Below are 9925 nucleotides of genomic sequence, written 5' to 3'. Positions count from 1 at the left end.
GATCGGCCTGGGCGGCGGCTTGGTCCTCATTGACGAATGCTCGGCTCATGCAAGGCCTCCTTGTGCAGAAGACCATCATGGCAGGCCGCAGGTTTAAAGAAATGTCCGTTAACGACCTCAATTGTGGCGATAGGCCTTGGCGGCGCCACGGTCCTTTTCCTGCTGCCACTCGCGGTCGCGCTGGTCCCAGAAGCGCTCGTGGTACTGACGCTGTTCTTCAGTGTTCTGCATGGCCTGGCACTGGCGAAAGCCATCGTCCCAGCCGGTTTCGTACTGGCGCTCGTGCAGGTAGCGGGGTACGTCCTTGCGAAAGTCGCCGGCCATGGTGCCGGCGGCCTGGTGGCCACTGCTGCAACCGTCCTGAAAGCCATCGGCATAGGCAGGGGGATAGCCGTTGGCGAGCATTTGCTCGTGGGTGGTTTCACAACCTGACAGCAACAACGCAATGCACACGCCGAACCAGTACCGCGACATAGCCACCTGACCCTCCCGTCGATAGGGGCAAGTCTAGGTGGCGATTTGTCGGGTTGGTGTCAAAACAGTGTCAAAGAGTTGGTTGGGCCACACTGTTGCCTGTGCAGGCAACCCGCAATCTTCAGTAGTGGTACCACTTCAGCTCCAGCATCACCTCATTCTGCGCAGTGGCCAGGTGGCTGAACTCACGCGAAGCACTCAACCTCACCCCCAGGTTCTGGCTGATTTCCCATTGCTGGTTCAGGCTCAGGCTGCGCCGCACTTCGCCATTGGTGAAGTAATCACCTTTGGCCTCCAGGGTCATGTTGCCCAGCCCGTTGCGCCACAGCAGCCCGCCATTGAACCCCGCGGCCGGGGCAATGAATTCGGCGAAGTCGTTGTGGTGTTCGACCCGCACCGTGCCCAGGGCAAAACCGAGCAAGCCATCGGCCAGTTGCCAGGTGCCGCCGGCGCCACCATTCACATGGCTTACCAGCACCTCGTCATCATGCTTGCCGGGTACCCGCTCCAGGCCGCCAGCCACTTGCCATGACCAAGGCTTGAGCAACGCATTGCGTGGGGTCAGCGAGCGAATGGTGGCCAAGTCCAGGCGTTGTACCTGCCAGTCGTTGCCTTCGTACTGGCGCACCTTCAATTGCAGGATCTCGATCTGGGCGCCCAGCGGGAAGCCATAGGCGTTGTCGTTCAGGTCGTGGTAGGCCATGCGCAGGCCATACTCGGCGTAGGCACGGTCCTCGCGGGTGCCCACGCCCAGTTGCCAGGTACGTGAGTCATGGCCGTCTTCGGGCAGGCCGGGGCGCTCTACCTGCAGCGGCGGGGGCGGGTTGCCGTTGATCGCCCGCAGCAGTTCGAAGCTGCGCTTGGCTTGGCCCGGGTCACGCTCCTGACCGTTGGCACGGTAGCGCTCGAGGCGATAGGCGGCGTCCTGCACCAGCGCCTGGCGCTCGCGGGGCAGCGCCTTGAACGCAGGGCTTTGCAGTTGCGCGGTGTCGGCGCTGACCGCCAGCACCTGTTGCTTTTCGTTGTGGTCCAGCGGCTCGGCGCGGGCCAGCAGCTCACGTTCGCGCGAAGGGCGGTAGGTTTCGCTGGCGACCAGGCCGGACTGTTTCACGGCCTTGACCGTGTCGGTGGGGATCGCGGTCAGCGGAAACTGCGATGTCAGATCCAGGCTTGGGCGGGCCACCTGCAGCAGTTCCAGCAGGCGGTACGAGCAGTTTTCGTCGAAGAAGAAGTAATCGAACTGGATCTGCTTCAGTTCCCACACATGCTCGACCATGCGCCCGGTTTCCTGTGGGGTCAGGTCCAGCTGGTATTCCCACAGGTCGCGGTTTTCCAGGCTGCGGTATTCGGAGAGCTTCTCTTGGTAGGGCATCAGCGCGAACAGCCCCGGGTAGCCGCCCATCAGGCCCTTCCAGGCATACAGGATGCTGTTGTCGCTGCCTTCGATGTAGGCGCCGAAGTTGATCGCGTAGCTCAGCAGCGTGGTGTCGTCGCTGCGGGTAGTGGACTGGTCGATGCGCAGCAGGGTGTGGCCGAACATCGACGAGGGGCTGTTCAGGTAGGCCGCCGGGAAAATCAGCGCGGCGCTGTGCGGGTCGACCGATTTGTACCAGGTGTTGAACGCCTGGCAGTCCGGTTGTGGCAAGCCTTGCAAATTCAGCTGCTCACGCAGCCAGCGGGTGCGTGCGGGGAATACGCACTGGGCATGTTTGTCGCCGAGGCTGGCCGGGGCGTACAGGGCTTGCACCGTGGCTTGCAGCTCCTGGTCGGGGTGGTGCGCACCGTCTTTGGCCAGGAAGAACGCGTCATCGTCCACATAGCTGCGCCAGCCGCCGAGCTTGGCGGTTTCGTAATGGCCCAAGGCAATCCAGTAGGGGGTATTGGCCAGTTGCTGGAGGCGGCCTTGATCCAGCACAGGGGCGGCGTGAACAGGGGCGCAGACACACAGCGCGAGGGCAGCGAAGCGTTTGAGCATATCGGGCAACTACTTCTGAACGATGCCGAAAAAGGCGAAACCCGCCCCCGAAGGGGCGGGAGCTGCAGCTTAGGCCTCGGTAGCGTATTTGGCCAGGCGTGGGTCGCCTTTCAGTACAGCGAGGGTGTTGCTGTGGACAGTTTCAGCGGTGACGTCGGCGCTGCTGAAGATCTGGTTGAAGTGCTGGTGGGTGACCGAGTTGAAGTAGCCACGGTCTTCCGGGGCCACGCCGAGTACCACGGCATAGGTGGTCAGTGCTTCACCTTGGCCCATGGCCATGTCTTCGGAAAGCTCGTTCATCATGCCGTTCATGGCGAACCAGGACTTGCCGCCGTAAGTCAGCGAAGCCTTGGTCGAGCAGCCGTTGGTGCCGGAGGTCATACCGAAGGTGGCGTTACCAGAGGTGCCGTTGGTGGTGGAAGCCAGGAAGTGAGCCGGCGTGCCGCGCTGGCCCTCGAACAGCATGTTGCCCCAGCCGCAGTTCGGGCCGCCTGGCGCTTCTGCCATGGCGTTGAGCGAGACCACGGTGAACAGAGTACCCAGAAGAATCCGTTTCATAGCTTTTTTCTCTTTGTCATAACCAAGGGTCAGTGTTTTCTGGCAACTCGGTTGCCAGGTCGGGAAAGCATTTCACCCACCCGCGCAGCTTGGAGTTTAGGCACGATCTAAAGGTTGCGTTGTTGATTGCGAAAAATTTGCTGTTCGAATACCTGCTCTGGCGGTGAGGTGCGGCGATATAAAGTCCCCGGGAGCCTTGCAAGGCGCGCGCGGGCAGCGCCAGAATGCTGCGTATCTGCCCCGCCGAAGTAAGGAAACCCAATGCCCGATCCTGTCGCTGCGCGCCTGCGTCTTGCGCCTGAAGCCCTGACCCGGCGTTTCTCACCCGAGCAGTTTGCCTTTACCAATACCGACGATCTGGAGCCGTTTCGCGGAGTCCTGGGCCAGGAGCGTGCTGTCGAGGCCCTGCAGTTCGGCGTGGCCATGCCACGCCCTGGTTACAACGTGTACGTGATGGGCGAGCCCGGCACCGGGCGTTTCTCGTTCGTCAAACGCTACCTCAAGGCCGAAGGCAAACGCCAGCAGACCCCGGCCGACTGGGTATACGTCAACCACTTCGACGACACCCGCGAGCCGCGGGCACTGGAGCTGCCGTCCGGCACCGCCACCGAGTTCATCGCCGACATGGGCGGGCTGATCGACAACCTGCTGGCCACCTTCCCGGCGGTGTTCGAGCACCCGTCGTACCAGCAGAAGAAGGGCGCCATCGACCGCGCCTTCAACCAGCGCTATGACCGTGCCCTGGATGTGATCGAGCGGGCGTCGCTGGAGAAGGACGTGGCCTTGTACCGCGACTCCAGCAACGTCGCCTTTACCCCCATGGCCGATGGCAAGGCGCTGGACGAAGCGGAATTCGCCCAGTTGCCGGAAGAGGTGCGCGAGCAGTTCCACGAGGACATCGCCCAGCTCGAGGAGCAGCTGAACGAGGAGTTGGCCAGCCTGCCGCAATGGAAGCGCGAGTCGAACAACCAGTTGCGCCAGCTGAACGAAGAAACCATCACCCTGGCCCTGCAACCGCTGCTGGCGCCGCTTTCGGAAAAGTACGCCGAGAACGCCGCGGTCTGCGCCTACCTGCAATCGGTGCAATTGAACCTGCTGCGCACCGTGGTCGAGCAACTGGTCGATGACAGCAAGACCGACGCCGTTGCCCGCAAGCTGCTGGAAGAGCAATACGCGCCAAGCCTGGTCGTGGGCCACTACGCCAACGGTGGCGCACCGGTGGTGTTCGAGCCGCACCCCACCTACGACAACCTGTTTGGCCGCATCGAATACAGCACCGACCAGGGCGCGCTGTATACCTCGTATCGCCAGTTGCGCCCGGGGGCGCTGCACCGGGCCAATGGCGGCTTCCTGATCCTCGAAGCCGAGAAGATGCTGGGCGAACCGTTCGTTTGGGACGCACTCAAGCGTGCGCTGCAATCGCGCAAGCTGAAGATGGAATCGCCGATCGGTGAGCTCGGCCGGGTGGCTACAGTCAGCCTGCAGCCGCAGATGATCCCGCTCAACGTCAAGCTGGTGATCATCGGCTCGCGGCAGCTGTACTACGCACTGCAGGACCACGACTCGGACTTCCAGGAGATGTTCCGCGTGCTGGTCGACTTCGACGAAGACATGCCCATGGTCGACGAGAACCTGGAGCAATTCGCCCAGCTGTTGCGCACCCGCACCAACGAAGAAGGCATGGCGCCGCTGACCAGCGATGCGGTGGCGCGCCTGGCCACGTTCAGCGCACGCCTGGCGGAGAACCAGTCGCGCTTGTCGGCCCGTATCGGCGACCTGTTCCAGCTGGTCAGCGAAGCCGACTTCATCCGCCAGCTGGCCGGTGACGAAATGACTGACGCCGGCCATATCGAGCGGGCGCTCAAGGCCAAGGCCACTCGTACCGGCCGGGTTTCGCAGCGGGTACTGGACGACATGCTTGCCGGCATCATCCTGATCGACACTGAAGGTGCGGCGATCGGCAAGTGCAACGGCCTGACGGTGCTGGAAGTCGGCGATTCGGCGTTCGGCATGCCGGCACGTATTTCGGCCACGGTATACCCGGGCGGCAGCGGTATCGTCGACATCGAGCGAGAGGTCAACCTGGGCCAGCCGATCCACTCCAAGGGGGTGATGATCCTCACCGGTTACCTGGGCAGCCGCTACGCCCAGGAATTCCCGTTGGCGATTTCCGCGAGTATCGCCCTGGAGCAGTCCTACGGCTATGTGGACGGTGACAGCGCCTCGCTGGGCGAGGCGTGCACGCTGATCTCGGCCTTGTCGCGTACACCGCTCAAGCAGTGTTTCGCCATTACTGGCTCGATCAACCAGTTTGGTGAAGTGCAGGCCGTGGGTGGGGTGAACGAGAAAATCGAGGGCTTCTTCCGCCTGTGCGAAGCGCGTGGCCTGACGGGCGAGCAGGGGGTCATCATCCCGCGTGCCAACGTGGCTACCCTGATGCTGGACGAGCGTGTGTTGCAGGCTGTGGAAAACGGCATGTTCCACGTCTACGCCGTCAGCCAGGCCGACGAGGCGCTCAGCCTGCTGGTGGGCGAAGAGGCCGGCGTGCTGGATGACAAGGGCCAGTTCACCGAGGGCAGTGTCAACGCCCGGGTGGTGGAGCGCCTACGGGAAATTGCCGAGATGATCAGCGAGGAAGAGATCGAAAAGGCGGAAAAGGAGCGCCTTGAGGAAGTCATCGCTCAGGCCAAGCCCGCCTAAGTCAATAAACCGGCGCTGGCGGCCATGTGCTACCGTTCAGCGCCGGTTTTCCAACTTTCTGTTTTGCTCTTCTATGCTGGAACTTAAGGAAGGAACAGCGTTCAGGATGGAAACAGCCTGAGGGTTTCAGGCTGAACAAGGCTCATTGGAGGGGACGCGGCCATGCGCAACCTCAGCCTCACACGCCAGTGCCTGGGCCTGGTGACCCGCATCGAATGCAGCATCCGCCCATTGGCCGGCGACACCGGCATGTGGACCTTGCTGTTCGCCGCCGGCATGGCCGGTGAACAACCCTCTGCAATCAAGGCCCAAGGGCCGTTCCATGGGCCAATGGTGGCCGAGTCGGTGCTGCATGCCATCGTCGATAGCCTGACGTTGCACGGGTACCAGGTGGCAGAAGACCCGCAGATCTGGTGCTTGCACCTGCAGGCGCAGCTGCGCCGGATCAACGGCGAGCGCTGCCGGAACCTGGGGGATTACCAGTTTCATCCGGAGACCTGAGCGTACGCTGGGGTGCTTTGCGGCCCGATCGCGACGCAAGGCCGCACCTACAGGGGATCGTGGTCGCCTGGATCGGGCTTTTGCTGCAACAGGTGGCTGGCTATACTCGCCGTCGCTTTTTTAGTCACCTGATGAGTCCCGAACTTAATGGAACGTATCCTCGAAAATGCGATGTATGCCTCGCGCTGGCTGCTCGCCCCGATCTACTTCGGCCTGTCACTCGGCCTGCTGGCCCTGGCGCTGAAATTTTTCCAGGAAGTGGTCCACGTCCTGCCCAACGTCTTCGCCCTCAGCGAAGCCGACCTGATCCTGGTGATCCTGTCGCTGATCGACATGTCGCTGGTGGGCGGCCTGCTGGTGATGGTGATGATTTCTGGCTACGAGAACTTCGTCTCGCAACTGGACATCGACGAAAGCAAGGAAAAGCTCAACTGGCTGGGCAAAATGGACTCTTCGTCGCTGAAGATGAAGGTGGCCGCATCGATCGTGGCCATTTCGTCCATTCACCTGCTGCGCGTGTTCATGGACGCACAGAACATCTCCACCGACTACCTGATGTGGTACGTGATCATTCACATGACCTTCGTGGTTTCGGCGTTCTGCATGGGCTACCTGGACAAGCTGACCAAGCACTGAGTTGTACAGGGCTGTTCGCGCGCGCAGCGTTCGGCCTGGTAGCTGCTCGCGGCGGCCCAGTGTGCTAGGCTGCTCGCCCTTTTCATCAAGGGCGCGGCTGCACTGCGCCCTGCAGTGGAGCACGACAATGTCCGAACTCAACCTGTCCACCGACGAAACCCGCGTCAGCTACGGCATTGGCCGTCAGCTGGGCGGCCAGCTGCGCGACAACCCACCACCAGGCGTCAGCCTGGAAGCGATCCTGGCCGGCCTGACCGACGCTTTCAACGGCGCCGACAGCCGCGTCAGCGAAGCCGACCTGTCGGCCAGCTTCAAGGTCATCCGCGAAGTGATGCAAGCCGAAGCGGCGGCCAAGGCCGAAGCCGCTGCTGCCGCGGGCAAGGAATTCCTGGTCGAGAACGCCAAGCGTGACGGCATCACTACCCTGGCTTCCGGTCTGCAGTTCGAAGTGCTGACTGCCGGCGACGGCGCCAAGCCAAGCCGTGAAGACAACGTGCGCACGCACTACCACGGCACCCTGATCGACGGCACTGTGTTCGACAGCTCCTACGAGCGTGGCCAGCCGGCTGAATTCCCGGTCGGCGGCGTGATCGCTGGCTGGACCGAAGCCCTGCAGCTGATGAACGCAGGCAGCAAATGGCGCCTGTACGTGCCGAGCGAGCTGGCTTACGGCGCCCAAGGCGTGGGCAGCATCCCGCCGCACAGCGTGCTGGTGTTCGACGTCGAGCTGCTCGACGTTCTGTAAGATCGCCGGGGCCGCTTTGCGGCCCATTCGCGGGCTCGCCCGCTCCCACAGGTGTCGCGTTAGCAGTACTTGTGGGAGCTGGCTTGCCAGCGATGAGGCCGGGCCTGAAAACCTCAGTTCCAGTCTGTTCCCGTAGGGCGCAACGCCCGCGCATAGCAGAACAGAAACAGATTCCGCACCAGCTCCTTCAATACTCCCGGTTCACTCGAATTCAACCCGCTCATGTCCAGGTCGCCCTGGTCACGCAGTTCGTCGAGCGCTTCTGCTTCGAGTACCGCGCACACTTCGCCGGTTTCCCGATGAAGAATGCGCAGGTAAGGGTGAGGGCGGTCCAGCCAGGCGTCGATCAGATAAGTCATGGCTACTCTCCTTGGAAATCGATTCCAATGAGAATAATTCTTATTATCAGGATAGCAAGCGCCAATTGGCGGAATTCATGTAATCAGACTTTGCGAACGAACTCGGACTTCAGCTTCATGGCGCCGATGCCGTCGATCTTGCAGTCGATGTCGTGGTCGCCATCGCACAGGCGGATGTTCTTGACCTTGGTGCCGACCTTGACCACCAGGGATGAACCCTTGACCTTCAGGTCCTTGATCACGGTAACGGTGTCGCCATCCTGCAGGATGTTGCCGACCGAATCCTTTTTCACCACCTCGTCGCTGGCAGCCTCGGCATCGCCGCTGGCCGACCACTCGTGGGCGCATTCAGGGCAGATCAGCTGAGTGCCATCCTCATAGGTGTATTCGGAATTGCATTTCGGGCAGGGTGGCAGAGTGCTCACTTCGGTTCCTCAAACAAACAGACGGGCGGTAGAAAGCCCGCATTGTAAAAGGTATTTTTCCAGAAGGGATTATGTCCGGACAAAAGCAACCGCGGGCTCGGTGTGTCAGTGCGTGCGCGCGACTGCAAACTCGCTCAGCTCAACCAGCGCATCGCGGTACTCGCTGGCTGGCAGCACCTCAAGGCATGCAATGGCGCGCTTCACGTAATCACGAGCCAGCTCTGCGGTGTACTGCAGCGCACCCGATTCCTCGACTGCCACGCGAATCTGCTCGAGGTCTTCCAGGCCGCCCTTCTGAATGGCCTGGCGCACCAGCGCCGCCTGTTCGGCAGTGCCTTCGCGCATGGTGTAGATCAGCGGCAGGGTAGGCTTGCCTTCGGCCAGGTCGTCGCCAACGTTCTTGCCCAGCGTCTGCGAGTCGCCCTTGTAGTCCAGCAGGTCGTCGACCAGCTGGAAGGCCACGCCCAGGTGGTCGCCAAAGGTTCGCAGGGCTTCGCGCTGCGCGTCCGTGGCTTCGGCCAGCGCCGCGGCGCTGTGGGTGGAGGCTTCGAACAGCATGGCCGTCTTGCCACGGATGACCTCCATGTAGACTTCCTCGGTGGTGCTGGCGTCGCGTACCCGCGACAGCTGCAGCACCTCACCCTCGGCAATCACCCGGGTGGCCTTGGACAGGATCTGCATGACCGGCATCGAGCCCAGCTCGACCATCATTTCGAACGAGCGCGAATAAAGGAAGTCACCCACCAGCACGCTCGGCGCGTTACCCCACAGGGCATTGGCGGTGGAGCGGCCGCGGCGCATGCCGGACATGTCGACCACATCGTCGTGCAGCAGGGTGGCGGTATGCAGGAACTCGATGGTGGCAGCCAGCAGGCGCAGGTCGTCGCCTTCACGGCCCAGGGCCTTGCCACACAGCAGGACCAGCAGGGGGCGCAGGCGCTTGCCGCCGGCGGACGTGATATAGTCGCCGATCTTCGATACCAGCGGCACGCGCGAGGTCAGCTGCTTCTTGATGATCTCGTCGACGGCGCTGAAATCATCAGCTACCGCGCGGTAGAAGGTTTGGGGTTGCATCGGCTGCTCCAGTGAGGTTGCGCGGCATGCTAGGTCGCAGGTCCCGGTGTGTCAAGGCGCGGTGCCAGCTGGCCGGGGGCGGCACTTGCAAGCAAAACCGTGGTTGCGTACAATCGCGCACCCTAACTTCCTGGGCAGCACCTGCCTTACGCAATTGCGCCGGGCCGTTCCAGCCCTGTGCAGCCATGCCAGCCAATACTCATCATATAAAGCGCTGGGTGAGCAGGATTATCGGAGAAATACCATGTCTTACGCAGTAATCGTTACCGGCGGCAAGCAGTACAAAGTCGCTGAAGGTGAATTCCTCAAGATCGAAAAACTGGAAGTCGCCACTGGCGAATCCGTGACTTTCGATCGCGTCCTGCTGGTCGCCAACGGTGAAGAAGTCACCATCGGTGCTCCAGTTGTTGCTGGCGCTAAAGTAGTGGCCGAAGTCGTTTCGCAAGGCCGCCACGACAAGGTTCGCATCATCAAGTTC

The 9925-nt window shown here is 62.0% G+C and carries 11 protein-coding genes; 5 read left to right on the top strand and 6 right to left on the bottom strand.

Going from position 1 to position 9925, the window contains the following annotated elements; genetic code table 11:
- Window positions 1-117: 117 nt before the first annotated feature.
- The 3 genes from APH30_RS24230 to APH30_RS24220 form a co-directional block, all read right to left on the bottom strand.
- Entirely contained in the window at window positions 118-474 is a 357-nt protein-coding gene (locus APH30_RS24230) for a hypothetical protein (protein WP_054913979.1), read from the bottom strand.
- Window positions 475-595: 121 nt separating this feature from the next.
- Entirely contained in the window at window positions 596-2449 is a 1854-nt protein-coding gene (locus APH30_RS24225; RefSeq protein ID WP_054913978.1) for a DUF4105 domain-containing protein, read from the bottom strand.
- A gap of 69 nt (window positions 2450-2518) precedes the next feature.
- Window positions 2519-3007 (bottom strand): DUF3015 domain-containing protein, encoded by a 489-nt coding sequence (locus APH30_RS24220; protein WP_009686097.1) that lies wholly within the window; start codon window positions 3005-3007, stop codon window positions 2519-2521.
- 261 nt (window positions 3008-3268) lie between these two features.
- Here APH30_RS24220 and APH30_RS24215 point away from each other — a divergent pair, with 261 nt between their 5' ends.
- The 4 genes from APH30_RS24215 (at window position 3269) to APH30_RS24200 (ending at window position 7589) form a co-directional block, all read left to right on the top strand.
- The gene (locus APH30_RS24215) at window positions 3269-5707 is read left to right on the top strand and encodes a Lon protease family protein (RefSeq protein WP_009686098.1); all 2439 of its coding nucleotides are present in this window, start codon (window positions 3269-3271) and stop codon (window positions 5705-5707) included.
- Window positions 5708-5869: 162 nt separating this feature from the next.
- A complete protein-coding gene (locus APH30_RS24210; protein WP_009686099.1) occupies window positions 5870-6208 on the top strand; it encodes a hypothetical protein in 339 nt (112 codons plus the stop codon).
- Between the two features lie 147 nt (window positions 6209-6355).
- Entirely contained in the window at window positions 6356-6844 is a 489-nt protein-coding gene (locus tag APH30_RS24205) for a TIGR00645 family protein (protein ID WP_003247486.1), read from the top strand.
- 127 nt (window positions 6845-6971) lie between these two features.
- Window positions 6972-7589 carry an FKBP-type peptidyl-prolyl cis-trans isomerase gene (locus tag APH30_RS24200; RefSeq protein WP_009686101.1) on the top strand — a complete coding sequence of 206 codons (618 nt, stop codon included), beginning with the start codon at window positions 6972-6974 and terminating at the stop codon, window positions 7587-7589.
- Between the two features lie 113 nt (window positions 7590-7702).
- Here APH30_RS24200 and APH30_RS24195 read toward each other — a convergent pair whose 3' ends face one another.
- The 3 genes from APH30_RS24195 to APH30_RS24185 form a co-directional block, all read right to left on the bottom strand.
- A complete protein-coding gene (locus tag APH30_RS24195) occupies window positions 7703-7948 on the bottom strand; it encodes a hypothetical protein (protein ID WP_054903906.1) in 246 nt (81 codons plus the stop codon).
- A gap of 83 nt (window positions 7949-8031) precedes the next feature.
- Window positions 8032-8373: a zinc ribbon domain-containing protein YjdM gene (locus tag APH30_RS24190; protein ID WP_009686103.1), complete on the bottom strand. Its 342-nt coding sequence runs from the start codon at window positions 8371-8373 to the stop codon at window positions 8032-8034.
- Between the two features lie 105 nt (window positions 8374-8478).
- Entirely contained in the window at window positions 8479-9447 is a 969-nt protein-coding gene (locus APH30_RS24185; protein WP_029884883.1) for a polyprenyl synthetase family protein, read from the bottom strand.
- A 244-nt stretch (window positions 9448-9691) separates the two neighbouring features.
- Between APH30_RS24185 and rplU the strand changes: the two genes are divergently transcribed.
- Window positions 9692-9925, top strand: a 234-nt coding sequence (rplU, locus tag APH30_RS24180; protein ID WP_054913977.1) for a 50S ribosomal protein L21, incomplete at its 3' end; no start/stop codon positions are given.

It is taken from the genome of Pseudomonas sp. NBRC 111127, from assembly GCF_001320345.1.
In the GTDB taxonomy this organism is placed as follows: Bacteria; Pseudomonadota; Gammaproteobacteria; order Pseudomonadales; family Pseudomonadaceae; genus Aquipseudomonas; species Aquipseudomonas juntendi.
Note: the sequence above shows the minus strand (reverse complement) of the source record. Positions and strands in the feature narration are given on the sequence as shown.

Bases quoted from the DNA above. Each gene is read 5' to 3' on its own strand.
- APH30_RS24230 (WP_054913979.1), bottom strand. From the start codon at position 474: ATGTCGCGGTACTGGTTCGGCGTGTGCATTGCGTTGTTGCTGTCAGGT.
- APH30_RS24225 (WP_054913978.1), bottom strand. From the start codon at position 2,449: ATGCTCAAACGCTTCGCTGCCCTCGCGCTGTGTGTCTGCGCCCCTGTT.
- APH30_RS24220 (WP_009686097.1), bottom strand. From the start codon at position 3,007: ATGAAACGGATTCTTCTGGGTACTCTGTTCACCGTGGTCTCGCTCAAC.
- APH30_RS24215 (WP_009686098.1), top strand. From the start codon at position 3,269: ATGCCCGATCCTGTCGCTGCGCGCCTGCGTCTTGCGCCTGAAGCCCTG.
- APH30_RS24210 (WP_009686099.1), top strand. From the start codon at position 5,870: ATGCGCAACCTCAGCCTCACACGCCAGTGCCTGGGCCTGGTGACCCGC.
- APH30_RS24205 (WP_003247486.1), top strand. From the start codon at position 6,356: ATGGAACGTATCCTCGAAAATGCGATGTATGCCTCGCGCTGGCTGCTC.
- APH30_RS24200 (WP_009686101.1), top strand. From the start codon at position 6,972: ATGTCCGAACTCAACCTGTCCACCGACGAAACCCGCGTCAGCTACGGC.
- APH30_RS24195 (WP_054903906.1), bottom strand. From the start codon at position 7,948: ATGACTTATCTGATCGACGCCTGGCTGGACCGCCCTCACCCTTACCTG.
- APH30_RS24185 (WP_029884883.1), bottom strand. From the start codon at position 9,447: ATGCAACCCCAAACCTTCTACCGCGCGGTAGCTGATGATTTCAGCGCC.